The following is a 22,285-nucleotide window of genomic DNA, read 5'->3' as shown; positions in this document are numbered from 1 at the left end:
CGTAGTTTTATATCCCCAGCACGTCGCGTGTTGGTATATGCAGACGCAGACAGTAGCGAGTATGCCACTGGCACAGAAAGTCGGTCAGTTGTTCATGGCTGGCTTCGATGGCTCCGAACCGACGGCTGGGTCGCGGGAACTGATCCGTGAGTACAACCTCGGAAACATCATTTATTTCAGCAGAAACATTACATCTCCATCGCAGGTGACAGCGCTCTCAGCGGAGTTGCAGTCAGAAGCCACAGCGGTCGGGGCTGGCCTCCCGCTGTTCATCGCTACCGATCAGGAAGGCGGTGTCGTTTCACGTCTCAACTGGGGTACACAGCTCCCGGGTCAGATGCTCATCGGGGCCTGTGATGACGACGCGATGGCCCGAAAAGCAGGTGCGACCGTCGGACGGGAGCTACGGAGTCTCGGGATCAATCTGAACCTCGCGCCAGTTCTCGATGTCAACAACAACCCAGACAACCCCGTAATCGGTGTCAGGTCCTTTGGTGAAGATCCCGAGCGTGTGGGCGCGCTGGGTACAGCCATGGCGCAGGGCCTTCAGTCCGTGGATGTCTCGGCCTGTGGAAAGCACTTTCCCGGTCATGGCGACACGGCAGTCGATTCACATCTCGATCTGCCGGTGGTCGCGCACGAGCGGCCTCGATTGGAACGCGTGGAGTTTCCCCCGTTCGAAGCTGCGATACAGGGCGGCATCGACGCGATTATGACCACGCATGTCGCCTTTCCGGCGATAACAGGTGATGAAGAACTGCCGGCGACGATATCTCCGGAAGTGCAGACAGGACTGCTTCGCGAGGAATTAGGGTTTGATGGCTTACTCATCACGGACTGCCTCGAGATGGATGCGATTGCTGAAGGCGTCGGCACCGCCGAAGGGGCTGTCTGCGCGATAGAAGCGGGGTGTGATATGATCACTGTTTCGCATACACTTGAGCGACAGCGCGCAGCGATTGAAGCCGTGCTTACTGCCGTCCGGACGGGACGACTTACCGAAGAACGAATCGACCGGTCGCTGCATCGCATCCAGCGATACAAGCAGCAGCGGGTGGGCGAATCTGCGGGTGGTGAAGTGCCGGAGTGGCGTCGCTGTGTAGCCACATCGAAACAGCTTGCGTCCGAAATCGCAGAGTGTGGGGTAACGCTCGTCAGGGACGACAGCGAGACACTGCCGTTCGATACGTCACGCCGTCTGCACGTGGTCAGCTTTACCGGGACGCGGGGGTCGCCCGCCGAGGATGATCGATACGACCCAGAACTAGTTGCTGCTGCGCTCAGAGAGGTCGGGTTTGAAATCACGACACATACCATAGCCGGCGGTGAGGCCGTCGACATAGCGGCAGCGAACGAGCAGATAGTGGCCGTCAGTTACGATGCACTGTCCAACACGGCACAGGCAGCGACGCTCCGGTCACTCGTTGTGGAATACGAGCAGTTGGCTGTCCTTGCTGTGCGGAACCCATACGACCTCGCTGTCTGTCCCGGTGCGGCGACGTTTTTGACGACATATGACTACTCGCCGGGTGCGCTTCAGACAGCGGCGAAAACACTGGCAGGGACAGTCGACACAACAGGGAGCCTCCCGGTCACGATTCCCGAGTGAGGGGCCGCCACATCAACGAACCGGACGCGCCTGCGGCGTCATCCGAGGAAGTCTTGTGCAGACTCATGCAGCGGGACGAACCCCTCTGCACTGCGGGCCCCAGCCTGTTTTCCGTACACGAGATTCTCGGCGCGGAGTCCGTCGACAAGGTTATCGAACTCGGCGTCAATCCCCCCATGTTCGACGAGGAACTCCACCTGTGACTCGTGTTTCTCAATTGCTGTGACCTTTTGTTCCAGATACCCATCGATATCGATGAACATGGAGGGTGTAAACTCCGATGTCGGCTTGCCGAAGTAGTAGATATTGTCCGGGTCACAGGGTTCGAAATCCGTCTCGACGAGGGGGAGCGACGCCATGTAATACGCGTCCGTAACTAACCGTGAAGTCGCGCGGTGGTCGGGATGCAGATCGTCTTTGTAATGCGTGAGGATAATATCCGGATTGTATTCCCGGATTACATCCACCATCTCAAAACGGTTTTCCAAGGAGTAAGTGACTCGTCCGTCTTTGAATTCGAGAAACGTGACTTCTGACGCGCCTAACACCGCCCCCGAGGCGCGGGCCTCCTGTTCACGGACTCGCCCGACCGCTTCCTGTGAGTCCATCCGGAGCCCGCCGTACTCTCCACGAGTCATATGTACGATACTGACCTCGTCACCACGTTCAGCGTGCTTTGCTATCGTACCGCCACAGAAGACGTCTGCGTCGTCTGGGTGGGCAACTATTATCAGGACCTGCATGCTATGTTATGATATTGTAAGTTATTATTTATAACTTATCTTCGTCATATATGTGTGAGCAGACGGTCGACGACGTACGCAGCACCGTCTTCATCAAGACACATTGGGTTGAGAACAATCTCGCCCTCATCGATGCGGTCCTCACCGACATACACACGCGGGTCCTCCCGCTGCAGTTCTGCCACCAGCACAGCCGCCGAGAGAGTTGACTGGGAGCCAGCGATATCCGCAACGACGCGAGGAGCGACGCTCTGCTCACCGCCAGTGACAACTGTCGTCTCCACACCCGCTGCCGCAAGCTGGCTCGCCATGCGTTGGGCGAGCGTCTCCCACTCGGCAACAAGCGCTTCCTGGTCCTCTTCAATGAATAGTTCCAGCGCGCGAATGAGGCCGACAAGCTCCTCTTTCCCGACCTTGAGCGACCGTCCGATTCCCTGTCTGGGGACTCCATCGAACTGTTCCGTATCAATGAGCGAGCTCGGTGGATTCCACACCCGCCGATCGACATGCATATCCTGGTGTTGGACAGCGATGGAACGGATGTACCGACGTTTGCCGGCGATGAGGCCAGTCGTCTGTGGGCCACGAATCCCTTTGCCACCACTGAACACTACCATGTCTGCCCCCTGTTCGACGAAACGCGAGAGGTTCTCAATGGGCGGAACCTCGGCAGCAGCGTCGACGATCACGGGCAGATCGTGTCGATGTGCGATCTCCGAGACAGTCGAGAGGTCGGGCTGTGTGTACGTTTTCTGGACGTACGCAATCCCGGCAGTGTTTTCGTCTATAGCACTTTCGATTTCCCAGGGCTCCACGTTTGTCGCACCAGTACCGAGGTGGTAATCGTTTGTTCCGACATCGACGATGTTTGCACCAGCCGCTCGCAATGCGTGGTCGTACCCCGTTCGGTGAGTCCGGGGCATCACGATGTCGTTTGGTGCGTCCGTCGGATGGGGTAACTCCGACATCGTCTTCGGATCGTCCCCCGCGATTGCGGCAGCCGCGGCCAACAACAGGCCAGCTTCAGCACCCGGGGAAACGTATCCGGCCTCCGACCCGGCAATCTCAGCGATCTGTTCGGAAGCCTTCGCCTCCAGATCACTCAACTGGACGAATTCGTCCGCAGCAGCGCGCATGGCGTCCGCGGCTTCCTCCCGAATAAGGCTACCACCGATTCGCGTTTTCGTTCCCGCTGCATTGATGACCGGCGTGACACCTAACTGATGGTACACTGACTCCGACTCTGACTCTGTTGTGAATCGAACCATAGTTGTGCTCTGCTCACTACCGCTAGTTGTGTATACGAACGCTAATCCTCTCCAAGTATATGAAAGGTTCCCATCGATAATCCAAGAACACAAACTATTATATATTACTGTGGATGAATAACACGTATCGCATGACACAGTTAGAGCTCAAGAACCTAGTTAAGACGTTCTCCGACGGGAGCGATGAGGTCGTCGCTGTCGATACGGTGAATATGTCGCTAAATGACGGTGAGTTTCTGGTACTGGTGGGCCCATCCGGCTGTGGAAAATCGACAACCTTGCGGATGGTTGCCGGACTTGAGACGGTGACTGAAGGCGATATTTTGATCGGAAATGAGTCTGTGATCGGTAGCGAGCCCCGTGACCGCGATATCGCGATGGTGTTTCAGAACTACGCGCTCTATCCACATATGACCGCAAAGGAGAATATGTCGTTTGGGTTGAAGATGACGACAGATCTGGATACAGAGACGATTGAACAGCGCGTAACCGAGACAGCCGAGATGATGGGCATCAAGGACCTGCTCAATGATCAGCCAAAGGAGTTGTCTGGTGGCCAGCAACAGCGGGTGGCTCTCGGGAGAGCAATCGTTCGGGATCCGGCAGTGTTCTTGATGGACGAGCCACTGAGTAATCTGGATGCCAAACTCCGAACGAAAATGCGGACCGAGCTAAAGCGCCTCCAGAACGAACTCGACGTGACAACGATCTACGTCACCCATGACCAGACGGAGGCAATGACAATGGGCGACCGGATCGCTATTCTGGACGACGGAGTGTTACAGCAGGTCGGAACACCACTGGAGTGTTACCACCGTCCGGCCAATCGGTTTGTCGCCGGGTTTATCGGGTCGCCATCGATGAACTTTATCCCTGTCACTGTCGAGGACGGGTCGCTAGTGCATCAAGAGTTTACATATACGCCATCTGCCGAAACCGCCGACCAGCTTGACGGGTACGAAGAAGTCATTCTCGGTGTCCGACCTGAAGATATTCAACTCACCCCCACCACAGACTCGAAGCAGACCGTCACCGCGACCGTCGACGTTGTTGAGCCACTTGGGGACCTGTTCCATGTGTACGTGACTATCGACGGACAGCAGTATACGGTCACCGTCGAGGATGGATCGGGCCTTGAGAATGGAGTCACGGTCGGTTTGAGGTTCCCAGAGGAGACCATCCATCTCTTTGATGTGGACTCCGGCACTGCAATTAAAAACAGCGAAGCGGACATCGACAAAGAAAGCCCGCTTGCCGCCTGATTTTTCGCATTCCGCAACGCTTGATGGGGTGCTTCAGAGAACATCCCAACGGTAGTGCCGACTGGGAGATGCGCAATTGATTCCACTGGTACCGAGCGAAGCTGAGCGCGTTTTCACGGTTGCTTGCGAACGGGCTAGCAATAGGGGCCGCTGGATGCTTCTGCAGTGTTCACTGCTCCCTTCCTTCGAGTGAGCGTGGGTGTTTGTTTCGCATTGTGAAAACCATCCCGAGACTCGGCAGAAGTAGCTAGCCATGTGGCGTCAGTTGCCGCCTGAGCCTCGACAGTTCGTAGCGACTGAGTAGTAACTCGCCCCCGTTTCATAATGCGACATCTCTACAGTGCGTCGATAACAGGCGTACAGCTATTATCGGAGTTGTCAATCCTATGGCCTGCAATAGACACACCATTACCAGTGATTCAATAGCAATGAACAATTCTCACTGTAGATCAGAGAGTTGCACTGTAGAACAGTGTCTCGGATGATTCGGGGGCGTTGTGAGAAATAACAGGTGTACGTGTATTAGCTCGTCGGCATCGGCTGGTGAGATACCGATTACAGGTCATACTGTTGCCTGACAGAGGAAAACAATAGCGTGACACACATGAAGTGCGTATTATGCAGGGAACTCGCTGGGTCTGCACAGACGAATCGAAGCGGACTGAGACACTACGGCAGGGCTATCCCAACCACCACTGATATCCTCACCATGGGTTCCCCGCGATTCGTATGCCGAAATCGGATTCAATCAGACTGAACGCGCCGCTGCGCAGCAAGGGTGTTCTTGTATCATAACAGTACTCACTGGCACTAGAACATACCTGCTGCCGCCGTACTCCGGTTTTCAGTGATCGGCAAATAAATAAACGAAACGACGGGATTCAGAGACTTTCCTCTGCTGTCAAATCTTGGGTATGTATATCAGGGTTCCGTCGCCGCGACACCACCGAGTAACACGGTACCCGAAAATAGAGTTCAATCTAATTGAATGATTTTATAATCATTTAGCCGAATATACGGGTATGACGGGACAAGACCCGATCGAGTCCGCCGGGAGGGTGCTGGACATTGTTGAAGCACTGAAAGCGGAGCAGCCACTCGGGGTCACTGAGTTGGCAGAGCAGGTGGGGATGCCCAAGAGTACAGTCCACGTTCATCTTTCAACGCTCAAGAGTCGAGGTTACGTCGTTCAGAACAAGGACAAAGCGTATCAACTGAGCCTGCGGTTTCTGGATATTGGCATGAAAGTTCGCGAGCGACAGGAAATGTACCAGGAGGTCACGCCGAAACTGAGCGAGATAGCCGACGAAACTGATGAAAAGGCGTGGTGGATCGTCGAAGAGAACGGCAAGGCCGTCTTCCTTGCCAAAGCACTCGGCAGTCGGGCGATTCAGACGAACTCGCAGATCGGCCAGTACACCGAACTGTACAGATTGGCTGGTGGCATGGCAATCCTCTCAGTGTTGCCGAAACGCAGGCGGGAGACAATCCTCGAAAGTTACGACTACCCACTTCCTGATGGTCGGGACCGGCAGGAACTCGAAGCAGAACTCAACGAGATTCAGGACCGCGGCGTCGCCTACGGCATCGACCAGTTCCTCGAAGGCGTCGCCGGTGTCGGCGCACCTCTGGTAGACAACGCCGGTAACACGTACGGTGCCATCAGTGTCTCAGGACCGGCAAACCGACTGGACTCAGAACGCATCGAAAACGAGCTGACCGACCTCATCCGGGGAATCTCCGGCGAGCTACAGGTGAATCTCTCATATCAATAGTTCTACTAACTCGAACTCGTTGATATTGGCAGAACACCTGTGCTGCCACCTGATTCCGCCTAAAATACACATATGACGTGGTGCTTGACGATTCAACAGAATAAAACAGATCGTGGGACTTGTTCACACCCAGACAGACGCTACCGCTCGGTGCATTGAACTCGACCGATAGTCGGCCCGCGGTCACGGACTGGCGCTATGCGGTCCATGAATAAGGACTGTCCCGCTCTCCGCCGGTTTTGCAACAGTCAGTCAGTGACGCCGACGCCGAGGTGTCTATCGAGTACGTCGTCGCTGTCCTGTATCTCCGCCGCTGTTCCTTCGTGGACAATCTCGCCCTTTTCAAGGATGTACGTGTACTCTGAGACATCCAACGCGACCGGGATATTCTGCTCGACAACCAGTACCGTGATACCGTGTTCGTTCAGTTCGAGGATCAGGTCTTCGATCTGCCGGACGACATAGGGTGCAAGCCCTTCAGTCGGTTCATCGAGTAGCAACAGATCCGGGTCAGCAGTGAGGGCACGGCCGACCGCGAGCATCTGCTGTTCGCCACCTGAAAGGACTGATCCGTCCTTGTGTTCTCGCTCCGCAAGGTTCTCGAACATGTCCAGTACATCGTCGACTGATGGGCCGTCAGGGGACTCAGCACCGATCTCACCCATCCGGATATTCTCTCGGACGGTCAGCTCGGGGAAAATACGTCGCTCTTCGGGGACGAACCCGATGCCCCGCCGGATCGTCGCCTCGGGACTGAGTGTCGTGATGTCTTCGCCGTTGAACGTAATTTCCCCTCCATTCGGAGTGATATTGCCGACAATCGAGCGGAGCGTCGTTGTCTTGCCGACGCCGTTGCGCCCGACAAGCGACACGACGCTTCCGCGTTCGACATCCATCGAAACACCCTGTAGTACCTCAGTCATCCCGTATCCAGCCCGGACGTCTTCGAGGGAGAGTAGCGGGTCGGTCATTCTCGAACACCACCGAGGTACGCATCGCGGACGTCCTCGTTGTTTGCGATCTCTTCGGGCGTCCCGCTTGCGAGTTCTTCGCCGCGAGTCAATACGGTAATCCGGTCCGAGACACGCATCACAAGGTCGATATCGTGTTCGATGAGCATCAGCGACCGGTCTGAAAGGACGTCATCGATAAGCTTCATTGTGGCCTGTGTTTCCTCGCTACTCATGCCGGCAGTTGGTTCGTCGAGCATGACGAGATCTGGGTCTGTCGCCAGTACGAGGCCCAGTTCGAGTCGGCGCTGATCACCGTACGCCAGAGCCTCCGCGTGCTCGTCAGCACGGTCGTGAAGCCCGATCTGCTCCAGCACCGTCCCAGTTTGCTCCGTAATCTCGTCGAAGCCGTTCTTGTCACTGAACAGTGCTTCGCCCGGGTTGATCTCGTCACTGTGGACGGACTGTGCTGCCAGACGCACGTTTTCTCTTACGGTGAGACCGCCGAACACGTTCGTAATCTGGAACGACCGTCCCAGTCCGCGGCCGACCCGTTCGTGTGGCGCGACGTTAGTAATATCCTCACCCTTGAACCGTACCACGCCCGCCGACGGCGATAGCGCGCCAGTGATGAGATTGAACGTCGTCGTCTTCCCGGCCCCGTTTGGTCCGATAACGCTCCTGAACTCACCGTCCGCAACTGACAGCGACACGTCGTCAACAGCGGTGAGCTTTCCGAACCGCTTCGTCAGTCCGTCCGTTTCGAGGACAGTCTCAGTCATCGCTTCTCACTTCCCGTTCGTCCATGTCAACGGCACCATCCGCGTTGTTGGCCGTCTCAAGTCGCTGTGCGACGAGGGACGGAATCGATACGATACCGCGTGGGACAAACAGCACGAACAGCACGAACATCGTTCCGATAATGAGCCGCCACTGGTCGGTGTACGACGAGAGGAATTCCTCGGCACCAAAGAAGACACCAGAGCCAATCATGGGACCGTACAGTGTCCCCATCCCACCGAACAGCGCGATCACGATGACCTCGCCCGAGTGGATCCAATTGAGGGTCTGGTCCGGTGAGATAATGACAGTCGACGGACTGACGGCGAGGAGACCCCCGGCCAGTCCGGCCATGCCGCCGCTAACAACAAACGCTCGACGTTTGTATCTGTTGACGTCGTACCCGATGAACTCCGCCCGCTCTTCGCTTTCCCGGATCGACTGCAGGACACTACCAAACGGTGCGTTCATCATTCGCCGAGCGAACAGGAAAGAGAGTACAGCAATCAGCAGGGCGAGATAGTAGAACACGAACTGCTGTCCGACTTCGTACCCGAGGACCCCGAACTCAATGTTCGAGAGCGACGCCCCGACACTACCGAGTCCGAGGAACGCCTCAAAGCCGAGCAGTCCGTCGCTCCCGCCGGTGAAGTCGAACTTGAACACAGCGCTGTAGAGTAACTCCGCAAACGCCAGCGTAATCATCGCGAAATACACGCCGGAAACCCGAATGGAGAGGCTGCCGACGACCCAAGCCAAGAGGGCACAGAGGAGGATAGCCCCAAGTAACACGACGAAAACCGACTGCGAGTAGTGCAACATCACGAGCGCAGCGGTGTATGCGCCGACGCCGTAGAACATTGTGTGGCCGAGTGGCACCAGTCCGGCATAGCCCATCACGATATCGAGACTCAGTGCGAAGATAGCCCAGATGAGAATCTCGTTGAGGACGACAAGGTAGTACTGATCGCCCATGAGCAGAATCGCCACTGGCGCGACTGCGAGCGCGGCAACGGCGATTCCGCCGAGCCGGACCCGTGTGCTGTCTGCCAGTATCCCGCCGTACCCACCGACGAGAAGTTCACCTTCCCCTTCCGACTCGTCACCCCGGGTTCCGAACAGTCCTTGCGGTTTGACGAGCAACACCGCGATCATAAGCAGGTACACGGTCAGCCCTTCGAGATTGGGAACGCTCAGCGTTGTCTCACCGAATGTGGCAAGGACAGTCCCGCTGTAGGCCCGCATAAGCGTCTGGACGACACCGACGAGCAATCCGCCGAAGACGGCCCCTCTGAAACTACCGAGACCGCCGAGGACGACGACGACGAACGCCGGAATGATGACGCTGTTGCCCATGCCAGTGTTTACGTTCTGGTAGCCGCCGAGGACAATCCCGGCGACGGCAGCGAGCGCCGCACCGACGCCAAAGACCAGCGTGTAGTACTGGTCGATGTCGATCCCGACGTTACGAACCATCTCACGGTCCTGTGACCCGGCACGGATAATCATCCCGTACTTTGTCCGGTTCAGCAGGTACCACGTCACGACCGCGAGCAACGCCGCAAAGACGATCATGAAATAATTATACACCGATACTTGAACGCCCAGTATAGACACCGGGCGGCTCAGATACGCCGGGACAGCTAGCTGTCGTTGCTGTGTCCCCCAAATAAGACGGATGCCGTCGTTGATTACGAGCACCAGCCCGAACGTCAGGAGAATGTGATACAGCGGGTCCCGACCGTATAACGGCCGGACAGTCGTTCGCTCGATAGCGGCCCCGATGAGACCGACGACGACCGGGGCAACCACTATCGCGACCCAGAATCCAGTCCCCGCTCCGAACGGCGCAATGATGGTCAGCGCGAAGTACGCACCGAGTGCGAACAGTTCGCCATGGGAGAAGTTGATCACGTCCATCACGCCGAAAATGACTGACAGCCCGGCGGCTAGCAGGACGTAAACCATCCCCAGGGTGAGGCCATTCAGCAGTTGTTCGATGAAATCGGCAGCAACCATTGTACTACCTACATCTCACAGCCGAGGTCACTGGCCGGTGGGAGTGTTTCCGAACCCGGGACCTGCTCAAGGAGTTCCACATCCGCTGTATCACCGTCGCCTTCAACGAGCTCAGCCATCCACGTTGGGTTCGTGGCCTGATGATCGCTCTCTCGAAGGGTGATGTCTCCCAGTACTGTCGTGAACGTGCCACCTTCGAGGGCGTCTCGGACATCCGCCGGTTCGGTACTTCCGGCCTCGTTCATGCCTTTCGCCATCAACCGCAGCGAGTCGTAGCCAACGCGGGCGAAGTTGCCGGGCTCACGGTCGTTCTCGCTGGCGTAGGCCTCGACGAACGCCTGATTGTCACCGGTGTCGAGCGAAGGGTCGTACCGAGCGCCGCCGAATGTGCCGACGCTGTTCGACCCGGTTCCGGCACGGACGCTCTGGAACGTCTGGGTCGGACCGACGACAGCGATCTGGTCGGTGAGGCCCTGATCCGCGGCCTGGTTGGTGAAGTTCACCAGATCACCACCGGTCATCCCAAGCACGACCACGTCAGCGTCAGAGTTGCTGATCTGCGTGATGAACGAGCCGTAGTTGCTGGCACCCAACTCGGACGTTGATGTCCCGACCTCGGTGTAGTCGTCGCTGGCGGCCGCCATGCGCCTGCTGGTGCGGTTGTACACCGAGTCGCCGTACGCGTAGTCCGCGTAGTGGAACCAGACGTTGTTCCCCAAATTGTTGACTGAGTACGCCGATATCGCCTCGGCAATCTGTGCGGTGTTCGTTTCGAAGCGGAACACCCATTCGTTGCAGGCAGACCCGGTGATCGGGACTGCTGCGCCGCCCGGGAAATAGATATGCTCCGACTGAGCGGCAAAGTCGTTCAGCCCGAGTGCAACGGAGCTTGATATCGCACCGAACACAAACTCTGCCCCCTCTTCTTGAACGACGCGCTGTGCCTCGGACTGTGCGGCCCCGGCCTCGGTTTCTGTATCGCCCGTCACCAGCTCGAACTCGAAGTCGTAGTCGTCGTTGTTGTTTATCTCCGTGACGGCGAGTTCAGCCCCAGTGCGCTGGCCCGGTCCGAGAGAGCTGAACGGGCCAGTCATCGGGTTCAGGCTCGCAATAGTCACTGCCTCGTCGCCACCCGTGGACCCGCCCTGACAGCCGGCGAGGCCAAGCGCGCCGACCGCGCCGGCTGCGGCGAGGAACTGTCTCCGTGACCGGTCGATTCCTACAGTACGGTCTGATGAGGTACCTTCGCTCGACATAGGTTCATTATCTATTGTTAAGCAAATCGTATTAAAGCCTTGCCCCTGTCAGCGTGTATCGCGCAGTTCGAGGGGGTCAGTAGCGGCGGTATCCCGTCTCGTGGCTCCTGATTCCCACCGCAGTGGTGGCTATCTGGTGTCGTCCTCTTGTCTGTACAGCCACGCCAGCGCAGTCCCAAGGACTGCTGTCGCCCCAGTCAGTGTCGTGAAGCCGGGTCCACTGGCGTCAGTCGCGGTAGTCGTCCCCGTCGCTGTGTCCGCGCTGTCTGTCTCATCGGTAGTCGTTGCGCCGCTCGCCGCAGTACCCTCGTCTGTCTCGGTGCTGTCAGTCGTCGGCGTGTTACCGATAGCACCGCCAGTTGCGTTTGCCGGCAGCGCCAGCGTTCGGGTCTCGGTCGTGGCGGACTCAATAGCTGCGTCGGCGAACAACAGCTGTTTGTACTCGAAATTCTCGAACATCGCCAGCTGGTCGGCGTAATGCTCGCCAGTAGTGCCGTCTGGTGCGACGTAGCCGTCGTTTCCGGGCGGGAGGATGTTCTCTGCCTGCGGGTCGTCACTCAGCCGGACGACGTGGTTCTCGGTTCCGCGGTTCATCAGCGCCGTGTTCCCCGCGGACGTGACACCGGTAGGCATCCCGAACAGCGCGAGATTGTCGAACTCGTGTAGCGCTGCCTCACGCCGCCAAGTCTCCGGGGCACCGTCGTATTGCTCGGCGAGGTCGCCCACAGCCGTCCGGAACGCGCTGACCAGCGCGTCCGTGATGTCACCATCCGCGTACTCTGCCTGCGTCGTCAGTGCTGTCTCCGCCGGGTTGAGGACCCGCATCAGGGTGCCGCGACCGTAGTCGTAGCCGAGGAAGAACGATGCCGGGCCGTAGGCACTTCCGAACGTCTCGCTGAAAACCTCCTCCAGAATGTACGGGAACGTCGCATCCCAGATGGTGTAGCCAGCAGAGTGGCGCCCCTCGTTGTCCTCGCCGTCAGCCTGTGCAAAGTGGTCCCACGAGGCCAGTTCGTCGCGTGCTTGCTGTTCGGTATCCGAGAGATCCGCGTCCGCAAGCGCATCCAGCAGATGGTCTCTGTACCGAATCGAACGCAGGTCGGTGAAGGAGATGTCGTAGATAACAGTCTTCAGAAAGTCATAATCAACTGTCCCCTCCTGCGCTAACCGCTGCTCGACCAGATTGATGATGCGTTGCACACGGTGGTCGGTCGACCACGAATAGCTCAGGTCACCGTTGTTCCACGCAGGCGCGGGTTTGTTGTTCCACTGTGCCGAGTACCCCGGTTCGGGGTTGATTGCGTAGGGCACGTCACCGTCAGCCGCACGCAGGTAGTCCGACGCCGTGAGCTCGTACTGTGTTCCATCGGCTGGCAGCCGGGTGTCCCAGTCGACCGCTTCGCTGTCCGGATACCGACCCAGATGGACATACGCGATGTCACCGTCCTTGTCGGCCCACATGAAGTTCAACGCATAGTCACACCGCTTGGCTGATTCCCGGAACGCCTCGGCGTCCGTCGCGAACTGACATTCATAGAAAGCCCGCCAGCAGTTCATATGCCGGCCGGCGTATGATTTCGTCTGTGCCAGTGCTTCCCCGTTGTCAGGGTCCCACTGGGTCACGACACCGTGGCGAGTGAACCGTTCAGTATACGTCACGTCCTCGCCATCAGCGACAGTAATTGTCCGCTCGACCGTTTCAACCTCGTACTCCTCGCCCTGAAAGGTGTACGTGTCCGGCCCCGACGAGTTGGTCGTAATCGACTCCGTGAACATCTGGATGCAGTTGTCGATGCCGGCGGTCGAGGTCAGTGCCCCGTTGCGATTGTGTCCGAACATGATGAACGGATATCCCGCAACTGTGACACCGGCGATATCGAAGTCCGGGCCGTGGAGGCTCGCTTCGTACATTATCGAGGGGGTGTTGAACCCCATCTGTGGCCCGCCCATCAGTAGCGCATCGCCACTGGCCGTGATATCACCCTGGACAGCGAGGGCGTTGCTGCCGTACTTGATCGGGAGGCCAAGCCTGTCGAGTCCGGACGCAAGCGTTCGCATCCGGTCCATTTCGCCCTCGTGCATTCCGTCAGCGTCAGCTGGGGGCGTGTAGTCCCCGCCGGTAACGACGTTGCTCGGCGTCGCAGACGGGCCGCTTGCCCCGCGTGTCACCCTGTCTGTCTGCTGTCCCCCAGTTACGTTGGGTGTCGGCCCTGCGCCCACGTCGGTATAGGAAGGGGAGTAGGTATCCGCTGGCTGGACCGTCGAGGTCGGGCAGCCGGGGTCGTCGCCCCACTGCAGGTCCTCGAATAGCTCCATCGCACGCTGTTCGCTCCCGGTTTCCTGCGTGAGTGCGTCAAGGACAGTCGCACTGAGTGTCTCAAGCTGGAAGCCGCTGAAATACGCCATACTGGCGACGAACATCCCAGCAGCGTCGGTCGTGGTAAACGCCTCGGGTTCGAACCCGTGTTCCTGAAACGCCTGATGGAACTGCAGGTCCTCGCTTTCACGGACTTCGGTAATGTATCGGTTGATGCCGTCTGTAAACGCCTGCAGGACCGCTCGCTGGTCCGCCGTCAACTGTTCAGCGGCCTGCTCGTCCAGTGGCGGCTCGCCTGCGGTGTTGCGCCGCGCTTCGATATCGAACTGGACCCAGTCGGTGTCCTCGTCACCCGCACCGAGGACCGCCGCGACAGTCCCGTGATAGTACCGCCGGTACAGTTCGAGCTGATAGAGCCGGTCTGCCGCCGTTGCGTATCCGAATCCGTAGAACACCGGCGCACGGCTGTCAGCGTCGCGGGCGTAGATGTGTGGAACGCCATAGTCGTCTCGTCGTATCGTGACCGTGGCATCGTCTGCCTGCGCGTACGCCAACTCCGTCTCGATGGCACCGATTCCGGTCATGCCGGTAACCGCGGCCCCTGTCTTCAGAAGTGTTCGTCGAGAGAGGTGCTGCCACGAGTGCTGGTGCTGTGTTGGCATCCCGTAGGTGACAGTCTGGATATGTAATAAATATTTGGGGATATATGGGGGCGTCACTGGGATGCCTTTCCAGATACGGTATCAGAGTCGGTCTGCCCGGCACTGTGCCGGCCAATTCGCCCAGCACCCGCACTGAGTTCACCGCCGCCCGCACTCTCGGCCCAAGCATATAATTGGGAGCCTGCCGCAGTCCTCGCCATGTCTGTGGATCCGCCGATCCGTGTCGACCACATCGGGATCGCTGTCGAGCATATCGCCGACGCTGAACCGTTCCTGTTCGCACTCGGCTGTCGGAAACTCATCGAAGAGTCCGTCGAAGGACGGTTTCGCTGGGCGCAGTACGACTTCAATCAAGACGCGTCGCGGCTCGAACTCATCGCACCGGAGGCACCGGACACGTTCCTCACGTCGTATCTCGACGACTACGGGCCGGGATTGCACCACGTCACGCTCGAAGTAGCTGCTGTTGACGCCGTGAAAGCGATACTGGAGCGCAACGGTTACAGCGTCGTCGAACACCGCGAGTATCAGGACTGGACCGAGGCGTTTGTGCCACCGTCGAACCCGACCGGAGCGCTCATTCAACTGTTCGAGTATCACGATAGTTACGACGCTGACCGACCACCTGCCGGGAAGCTCTACGTCGATGGCAGCCGACTCAACGGTTGATGTCTGCGTCGGCTCGCTCTCTGCAACCGCGTCGATCAGGAAAACAGGCGGAACGCTATCAGTCGTCTCTTTCGTCGAGCTGGACCGTTTCCTCGACGATCAGCCGGGGACCGGCCTCTAGGTCGATAAACTCGGCCGCGTCAGCCTGAACCGTCTCAGCAAGGTCCGAATCGAACGCGGCGCTGAGTGCGTTCATGTCCTCGAAATACAGCTCCAGCACGCCGTCGTACGCCGCACGCTCTGGGTCGGTTGGGACAGATGTCACGTAGCGTTGCAGTCCTGGCAAGTCCATCGCTAGCTCCGAGTGGTCGCCCTGCCATCGGTTGGCGAACTCCTCGTGAGTGTAACCATCTCTCCGGACGAGTAAATCGACGATTTTTGGCATGCGTGCGCCATGTCGTCAGGGGTTGGCTTTTAGCTACCGATCCGAGCTAGCTGTATCGATTCAAGCTATTCGAACAAAACACTTGTAAGCCGGTTAGACATGTGTGTACGTATGGCAATCCCGCCCGCTGTCAACAGGCCGGTCGGAACAATCGAGCGAGCAATCGAGATCATGGAGTATCTCAAGAAACACGACACGGCCACGGTGTCGGAAATGACAGCCCACCTCGGCTGTGCGAAGAGTACGACGCACAGATATATGAAGACACTCGCGGCCAACAGTCTCCTCGTCGAGGACGACAACGAGTATCAGCTCGGAATCCGCTTTCTGGACTACGGCGAAGTGGCACGGAACAAGTATCGGCTCTACGACGAGGCGAAGCCGAGAGTCGACGAACTCGCAGAAGAGACAGAGGAAAAGATCTGGTGTGCAGTCGAGGAACACGGCCGGAGCGTCCACATCTACGGCGCGCAGGGCAAACACTCGGTACAGACGTACGCCCGGGTTGGCCATCGGAACTACCTCCACCAGCACGCCGCGGGGAAGGCCATACTCGCACACCTTCCCGATACCCAGATCACAGAGACCATCGACAGGCATGGCTTGCCTGGCCGGACGCCACAGACCATCACCGACCGGGACGAACTCTGGGAAGAAATCGAGACCATCCGTGACCGCGGATACGCGTTCAACTTTGAGGAGTCTGTGGAGGGCCTGCACGCGGTCGGGGCCCCGATTACGGACGAAAACGACATTGCCATCGGGGCGATCAGTGTGTCCGGTCCGGCGAGCCGCCTTGAGGGTTCCATTCTCCGGGACGAACTGCCGACGCTGCTACTGGGCGTCGTCAACGAGATCGGCATAAACATGGCTCATCCCTGAGGCCAGCAGCGCGATTCTAGCGGAGAAACGGGCCGTTTTCGAGTTGTACCTTGCTGAGTGGAGCGGCGACCGAGCGGAGTCCCCCGTTCTGGGGACAGCGCACGCTCACTCGCTGGCCCACTCTGGCTCTCTGTCTTCGAGGAACGCGTCGATCCCTTCGTCCTTGTCACCAGTTGCGAACAGCTGTGCGAACAGTTCAGCCTCGTACTCGATGCCGGCTTCGAGATCCATTCGGGAACTGGCACGGACGGCTTTCTTCGCCAGTTCGAGCGCTGCGGGGCTTTTCTCTGCAATCGACGCCGCTATCTCGTAGACTCGCTCATCGAAGGCGTCGTCGTCGTGGACCTCGTCGACGAGGCCGATGTCGGCGGCCTCTGTTGCGTCGATGAGGTCGCCGGTAAGAATAAGCCGCATGGCATGGCCCTCGCCGACCAGACGCGGCAGTCGCTGTGTCCCGCCACCGCCGGGCATGATGCCGAGATTGATCTCCGGCTGGCCGAATTTCGCATCCGTGTGCGCGATCCGGATATCAGCCGCCTGAATCAGCTCACAGCCGCCGCCGAGTGCGTGACCGTTGATGCGGGCGATGACCGGCATCGGGCACTCGTCGACATATTCGTAGACCCGGGGTCGCTTGCTCGCCTCCCGTTGCTCTAGCATATCCCGCTCACGGAGTTCTGTCACGTCCGCACCGGCAACGAATGCGCCGGTGTCTGCCGCGCCAGTCAACACGACAGCACGGACATCGCTGTCAGGGATTGCGTCGAAGACCTGTTTGAACTCCGACCGCAACTGGGCATTGAGCGCGTTTCGGGCCTCCGGCCGGTGTAACTCGACAGTGGCGACATTCTCGACACGGTCACCGACGCTCACCGAAACGGTTTCACAGTCCGCGGCGGCCTCAGCGAGGTCCGTCATGCGTCCCCCCAGTCGCCGCTGGTGTCGACGATGTCACCGTCCTCCCAGACGTAGAACCCCTCGCCGGATTTCTTGCCGAGTTTCCCAGCTCGGACCTTCCGTTTCAGTATCTGTGGCGGCCGGAACCGTTCACCGAGTTCCGCACGCAGATATTCGAGGATGTCCAGCCGGACATCGAGACCGACGACATCGCCGAGTTCGATCGGTCCCATCGGGTGATTGTATCCGAGTTCCATCGCGGTATCGATGTCCTGCGGTGTTGCAACGCCCTCCTGCACCATCCGCATCGCTTCGACGCCCAGCGAGACACCAAGCCGGGAGGAGGCAAAGCCCGGTGCGTCAGCCACCTCCACCGGTGTCTTGTCGATCCCGCTCACGAACTCCCGGGCACGCGCAACCGTCTCGGGACTCGTCTGTTCCGCGACGACGATCTCGACGAGCGCCATGATATGTACCGGATTGAAAAAGTGGAGGCCGATAGCCCGTTCCGGATGGTCGAGAACGCTCGCTATCTCGGTCAATGAGAGCGAGGAGGTGTTTGACGCGATAAGCGTCGCCGGGTCGACGTGGGATTCGACATCGGTGAGCGTCTCGTGTTTGATCTCCATGTCTTCGGGGACTGCTTCCACGACGAGGTCTGCCCCAGTCACGGCCTCCTCCAGCGACGTGGTTCCTGTGAGGCGGTTCAGCGTTGCCTCGGCCGTCGGTTCGGACACCTTCTCCCGGGCGATACCCTCTTCGAGGTTCGACTCGATGGCGGCCAAGCCGTCATCGACGATATCTGATTCGATATCACGGAGAAAGACGTCGTGACCGGCCATTGCCGACACTTGAGCGATACCGTGGCCCATGGTACCGGCGCCTAGAATAGCTACGTGCATCATTTCTCAGCACAGTAGCGAGGGGTAAAAACGTTGCCTGCGTCCCGCCGCAGTGTGGCCTGCATTTAATACAGCGGCCACGGTAGCTGTCAGTGAGAATGACTGGCTCCGACTCGCAAGCCGTCGTTGTCGATGCTGTACGAACGCCACAGGTGCCGAAGGATGGCGCGCTGGCCGGGACACATCCCGAAGACCTCGTCACCACCGTGCTTGCTGCACTTGTCGACCGGACCGGTGTTCCGGCCGTCGAGTGGGACGACTTCCGACTCGGGTGTGCAAATCAAGAGGGAGAGCAGGGACGAAACCTCGCCCGGCAGTCGATACTCGCCGGCGGGTTTCCGGAAACAGTGCCCGGAGCGACGACGACGCGCCTGTGTGGCTCGTCACTGACAACGCTCGTCGACGCCGCTCGTGCCATCGAGGCGGGCGACGGTGCGGTGTATCCGGTCGCCGGCGTCGAGCACATGAGTACCGTCCCCTTCTCCGACTGGCTGCATCCCGCTATCGAGCGGCGGTACGACCCCGACAAGCTACCGATGGGACAGACGGCCGAAACCATCGCACGAACCCACGATATCAGCCGGAAAGCCCAGGACGAATTTGCGCTGCGGTCACACGAGCGGGCGGTCGCTGCGATGGAAGGCGGCCGATTCGATGCGGAGACCGTGCCAGTCCACACCGACGAGACAGCAGTAGAGACTGACAAAACACCACGGGCAGACACGTCAGTCGAGCAGTTGAACGAACTCCCGACGGTGTTCCGCGACGACGAGGCGGCGACAGTCACGCCGGGGAACGCGTCGCCGCTGACCGACGGGGCCGCTGGGATGCTCGTCACATCGGCGGCGTACGCGGAACAACACGGTCTTGATATCCTCGGCCGGATAGAGACGCGGTCTGTCGCCGGTGTCGATCCGCTGGTCATGGGGCGGGGGCCGATTCCGGCGACGCGTGCTGCGCTGGACGACGCTGACCTGACAATCGACGATATCGACCTCGTGGAACTCAACGAGGCCTTTGCCGCCCAGAGCATCCACTGCAAACGCGAACTTGACATTCCGGACGGACGGCTCAACGTCAACGGTGGGGCGATCGCGTTAGGGCATCCGCTTGGCTGTTCGGGGGCACGAATCACGACGACGTTACTGTATGAGATGCAACGGCAAGACGCGACACACGGACTGGCGACGATGTGTGTCGGGTTCGGTCAGGGTGTCGCGGTCGTGTTCGAGAATTCCGGCTGATGGCGGCTACCGGCGCTGGCTGGCGACCTGTGCTTTGAAGCCGTATCTGATGACGCCCTCCTGCGTGTAGATGCGCCGCGTCGTCAGCACGACAGAGGTGCCGATTGTGACTTCGGCCTTCGTCGGAAGCACCTGTGCAGGGACACTCACGGTCTGTGCATCCGACGGGCTGTCGAGTGCGACGATAGCGCTATCGAACTGGCCGCTCTTGGACTGCTGAGCGACGAACTCCGGCGGTGCACCGCCCTGTTCGATGGTCGTTACTGCCTCGACTGTCCCGGTCCCGGGCAGTTCGACAGCCTCGAAATCACCGGTGCGCTCGTGACAGTCCGTACAGGCCCCAGTCGGCGGGAAGTTCAACGCATCACACGCGGAACACCGGCCGGCGACGAGCCGGTGGCGTTGCGGAATCGTCCGCTGCCAGGACGGGACGCTAACGTAGGCTCCGCCACCCTCGGGTTCGTCGCGTGTAATCTCGCCGCGCCGCCTGAGGTACTCAGCGTAGGACAGGGAGGCGGTCCCGTCCAGTGCAGTTTCGACCGGCACGGGACCAGTAACGGCGAACAGCGTCGCACTCGCGCCGCTTCCGTACGCGGCAATCAGCACGCGCTCGGCGTCGTCCGCAAACGCTGTCGCCGCTCCGAGAAATGCACTTGCCGCGCCGGTGTCCCCGAGCGAACTAACTGTGTCCGCGGCGGCAATAGTCCCCGCGTCAACCCCGAGCGCACCAGTCGCCCGATACGGGAGTTTTCCGTCCGGAGACTGGACCGCGGCTGCATCAACTGTATCCATCGATACGTCCAGTCTTTTCGCCGCACTGGAAAGCGTGGTCGTGAACGCGTCGCGGTCGTACTGCGTAACGCCCAACCCGGTCGTCCGGTCGTCGCCGCCCGTTCTGAAGCGCGTTCCGGGGTACGCCTCGGTGTGTGACGCTCGCTCAATGACGGTTCCGGGACCGTCCTCGTCAACAACGAGCGCAACACTGCCGGCACCGGCGGCGTGTTCGACCTCGCTGTCAGGGTCGCCCCGCGGACAGTCGCTGATGACGACGAGACCGATGCCGTCCCCGAACGGCCCGCCGTCCATGGTTGCGTCCAGTGCCTGCGCACCGGCGTGCGTTGAGCCGGTCATGGTCTGCGTCTTTGCGCTGTCGGGGACGGTGAGAATACTGCAGAGTCGCGCCGCGAGGTCCTCTTCCGCCATCGGCGGTGTCGTTGTCGCGAAGGCCAAGTGCGCGACATCCGTGCCGGACGCGTCGGCGGCAGTGAGCGCACGGCGGGCTGCTTCAATACCCATCGTGACCGAGTCCTCGTCGGCGTCAGGGACCGCCTTCTCGTCGATTCCCGCCGCATCGAATCGACCCCAGGCAGCTTCGAACGCCGCCGCGTCGATCCGCAGCCGAGGTGCGTACGCGCCGATGGCCGCGAGCCCTGACGCAGTCATCGTGCAGCCTCCCGTTCGAGGATGTGGACAACTGCGCTGCCCCCGCTTCCACCCACGTTATGCGTCAGCCCGTACTTCGGGGCGGCTAGCTGCCGGTCAGCGGCGCTGCCGGTGAGCTGTTTGAACGCCTCAACGATCTGTCCGGCACCGGTTGCGCCGATAGGGTGGCCCTTCGATTTCAGACCGCCGGAGAGATTGACCGGGAGCGCTCCGTCAGCGTCGGTCGTTCCCGCGTCAAGTAGCTGCGGTGCCTCGCCGCGGTCACAGAACCCGAGGTCCTCGTATGCGAGCAATTCTGCGATTGTAAAGCAGTCGTGGACCTCCGCGAAATCAAGGTCGTCAGGGCCGACTCCGGCGCGGTCGTATGCTGTGTCCGCGGCCTTTTTCGAAGCAGAAATCTCGGTGTAGCTGTCGCGCTGGAAGAGACCGACCCGGTCGCTGGCCGCGCCGACTCCAGCGACCCGGACCGGGTCGTCAGAGTACTGCTCGACGACATCCTCACTGGCGACGAGCGCGACCGCTGCGCCGTCAGATGTCGGACAGCAGTGATAGAGGTTCAGCGGGTCTGCGACGACCGGTGCGCCGGCGGCGTCTTCGAGAGAGCATTCGAAGCCCAGGTGGGATTTCGGGTTCTTCGCGCCGTGCCGATGATTTTTGACCGCCACCATGGAGAGATGCTCCTCGCTTGCCTCGTATTTTCGTAGATACGCGCTTGCCATCTGTGCGTAGACACCGGAAAACGTCGTCCCGGTCAGGCGCTCCCACTCTGTTTCGCCGGAAACGCCGAGCCAGTACTTCGTCACGTCGCTACTCATATCGGTCATGACTTCGACGCCGCCGGCCAGCGCCACGTCGGCCATCCCGCTTTTGACCGCCTGTACTGCCTGTCGGACGGCATAGCCCGACGCAGCACAGGCGTTTTCGACGCGGACGCTGGGGACACCGTGCAGCCCGGCGTGTTCGGTTGCTGCCGGTCCCGAGAGACCGAGCTGCCGGCCGCCTACACCGAGTGAGCCGACGACCGCCTCATCTATCGCATCCATATCGATACCGTGGTCGACACTGTCGACAGCCTCACTAACTGCATGGTCGAACAGTGATCTGTAGCTCTCCTCGGGCATCGAGCCAAACGGCGTTTGCCCTGCGCCGATGAGATACGCGTCCCGCATACATAGAACTCTGAGGGTACTGAAAAATAGCTTTGCATCACTCGTCGAGAGTT

Annotated in this window: 18 protein-coding genes; 6 read left to right on the top strand and 12 right to left on the bottom strand. The window is 59.6% G+C overall.

Features of this window, described 5'->3' with window-relative positions; genetic code table 11:
• Window positions 1–37 precede the first annotated feature (37 nt).
• On the top strand, window positions 38–1,609 hold the full coding sequence (gene nagZ, locus AMS69_RS09280) for a beta-N-acetylhexosaminidase (protein WP_053967771.1): 1,572 nt from the start codon (window positions 38–40) through the stop codon (window positions 1,607–1,609).
• 38 nt (window positions 1,610–1,647) lie between these two features.
• On the opposite strand, the gene AMS69_RS09275 is transcribed toward nagZ, so the two are convergent.
• Together AMS69_RS09275 and AMS69_RS09270 are read right to left on the bottom strand one after the other, a co-directional pair.
• Window positions 1,648–2,352, bottom strand: coding sequence for a PIG-L deacetylase family protein (locus AMS69_RS09275; RefSeq protein WP_053967770.1), 705 nt, complete (start codon window positions 2,350–2,352; stop codon window positions 1,648–1,650).
• Between the two features lie 44 nt (window positions 2,353–2,396).
• Window positions 2,397–3,620 carry an aminotransferase class V-fold PLP-dependent enzyme gene (locus AMS69_RS09270; protein ID WP_053967769.1) on the bottom strand — a complete coding sequence of 408 codons (1,224 nt, stop codon included), beginning with the start codon at window positions 3,618–3,620 and terminating at the stop codon, window positions 2,397–2,399.
• A 131-nt stretch (window positions 3,621–3,751) separates the two neighbouring features.
• Between AMS69_RS09270 and AMS69_RS09265 the strand changes: the two genes are divergently transcribed.
• Window positions 3,752–4,882: an ABC transporter ATP-binding protein gene (locus AMS69_RS09265; protein WP_053967768.1), complete on the top strand. Its 1,131-nt coding sequence runs from the start codon at window positions 3,752–3,754 to the stop codon at window positions 4,880–4,882.
• A 1,022-nt stretch (window positions 4,883–5,904) separates the two neighbouring features.
• Window positions 5,905–6,657, top strand: a complete 753-nt coding sequence (locus AMS69_RS09260; RefSeq protein ID WP_053967767.1) for an IclR family transcriptional regulator — start codon at window positions 5,905–5,907, stop codon at window positions 6,655–6,657.
• 248 nt (window positions 6,658–6,905) lie between these two features.
• On the opposite strand, the gene AMS69_RS09255 is transcribed toward AMS69_RS09260, so the two are convergent.
• The 5 genes from AMS69_RS09255 to AMS69_RS09235 form a co-directional block, all read right to left on the bottom strand.
• On the bottom strand, window positions 6,906–7,628 hold the full coding sequence (locus tag AMS69_RS09255; RefSeq protein ID WP_053967766.1) for an ABC transporter ATP-binding protein: 723 nt from the start codon (window positions 7,626–7,628) through the stop codon (window positions 6,906–6,908).
• Window positions 7,625–8,389, bottom strand: a complete 765-nt coding sequence (locus AMS69_RS09250; RefSeq protein WP_053967765.1) for an ABC transporter ATP-binding protein — start codon at window positions 8,387–8,389, stop codon at window positions 7,625–7,627. The genes AMS69_RS09255 and AMS69_RS09250 overlap by 4 nt, the downstream gene beginning before the upstream one ends.
• Window positions 8,382–10,406: an ABC transporter permease gene (locus AMS69_RS09245; protein ID WP_053967764.1), complete on the bottom strand. Its 2,025-nt coding sequence runs from the start codon at window positions 10,404–10,406 to the stop codon at window positions 8,382–8,384. Before AMS69_RS09245 ends, AMS69_RS09250 begins: the two co-directional genes overlap by 8 nt.
• 8 nt (window positions 10,407–10,414) lie before the next feature.
• Window positions 10,415–11,662, bottom strand: a complete 1,248-nt coding sequence (locus AMS69_RS09240) for an ABC transporter substrate-binding protein (RefSeq protein WP_053967763.1) — start codon at window positions 11,660–11,662, stop codon at window positions 10,415–10,417.
• A gap of 129 nt (window positions 11,663–11,791) precedes the next feature.
• Window positions 11,792–14,641 carry a penicillin acylase family protein gene (locus tag AMS69_RS09235; RefSeq protein WP_053967762.1) on the bottom strand — a complete coding sequence of 950 codons (2,850 nt, stop codon included), beginning with the start codon at window positions 14,639–14,641 and terminating at the stop codon, window positions 11,792–11,794.
• A 198-nt stretch (window positions 14,642–14,839) separates the two neighbouring features.
• On the opposite strand from AMS69_RS09235, the gene AMS69_RS09230 reads away from it, so the two are divergent.
• Window positions 14,840–15,310: a VOC family protein gene (locus AMS69_RS09230; RefSeq protein WP_053967761.1), complete on the top strand. Its 471-nt coding sequence runs from the start codon at window positions 14,840–14,842 to the stop codon at window positions 15,308–15,310.
• 58 nt (window positions 15,311–15,368) lie between these two features.
• Here AMS69_RS09230 and AMS69_RS09225 read toward each other — a convergent pair whose 3' ends face one another.
• Window positions 15,369–15,695, bottom strand: coding sequence for an EthD domain-containing protein (locus tag AMS69_RS09225; RefSeq protein WP_053967760.1), 327 nt, complete (start codon window positions 15,693–15,695; stop codon window positions 15,369–15,371).
• Window positions 15,696–15,806: 111 nt separating this feature from the next.
• On the opposite strand from AMS69_RS09225, the gene AMS69_RS09220 reads away from it, so the two are divergent.
• Window positions 15,807–16,577: an IclR family transcriptional regulator gene (locus AMS69_RS09220; RefSeq protein WP_053967759.1), complete on the top strand. Its 771-nt coding sequence runs from the start codon at window positions 15,807–15,809 to the stop codon at window positions 16,575–16,577.
• 105 nt (window positions 16,578–16,682) lie between these two features.
• Here AMS69_RS09220 and AMS69_RS09215 read toward each other — a convergent pair whose 3' ends face one another.
• The gene (locus AMS69_RS09215) at window positions 16,683–17,495 is read right to left on the bottom strand and encodes an enoyl-CoA hydratase/isomerase family protein (RefSeq protein ID WP_053967758.1); all 813 of its coding nucleotides are present in this window, start codon (window positions 17,493–17,495) and stop codon (window positions 16,683–16,685) included.
• A complete protein-coding gene (locus tag AMS69_RS09210) occupies window positions 17,492–18,376 on the bottom strand; it encodes a 3-hydroxyacyl-CoA dehydrogenase family protein (protein WP_053967869.1) in 885 nt (294 codons plus the stop codon). The genes AMS69_RS09215 and AMS69_RS09210 overlap by 4 nt, the downstream gene beginning before the upstream one ends.
• Window positions 18,377–18,474: 98 nt before the next feature.
• On the opposite strand from AMS69_RS09210, the gene AMS69_RS09205 reads away from it, so the two are divergent.
• Window positions 18,475–19,620 (top strand): thiolase family protein, encoded by a 1,146-nt coding sequence (locus tag AMS69_RS09205; RefSeq protein ID WP_053967757.1) that lies wholly within the window; start codon window positions 18,475–18,477, stop codon window positions 19,618–19,620.
• Window positions 19,621–19,626: 6 nt separating this feature from the next.
• Here the strand turns inward: AMS69_RS09205 and AMS69_RS09200 are convergent, their stop codons facing one another.
• Window positions 19,627–21,063, bottom strand: a complete 1,437-nt coding sequence (locus AMS69_RS09200) for a zinc ribbon domain-containing protein (RefSeq protein ID WP_053967756.1) — start codon at window positions 21,061–21,063, stop codon at window positions 19,627–19,629.
• Window positions 21,060–22,232, bottom strand: coding sequence for a thiolase domain-containing protein (locus tag AMS69_RS09195; RefSeq protein WP_053967755.1), 1,173 nt, complete (start codon window positions 22,230–22,232; stop codon window positions 21,060–21,062). Before AMS69_RS09195 ends, AMS69_RS09200 begins: the two co-directional genes overlap by 4 nt.
• Between the last annotated feature and the right edge of the window lie 53 nt (window positions 22,233–22,285).

It is taken from the genome of Haloarcula rubripromontorii (assembly GCF_001280425.1).
GTDB classification, from domain to species: domain Archaea; phylum Halobacteriota; class Halobacteria; order Halobacteriales; family Haloarculaceae; genus Haloarcula; species Haloarcula rubripromontorii.
Note: the sequence above shows the minus strand (reverse complement) of the source record. Positions and strands in the feature narration are given on the sequence as shown.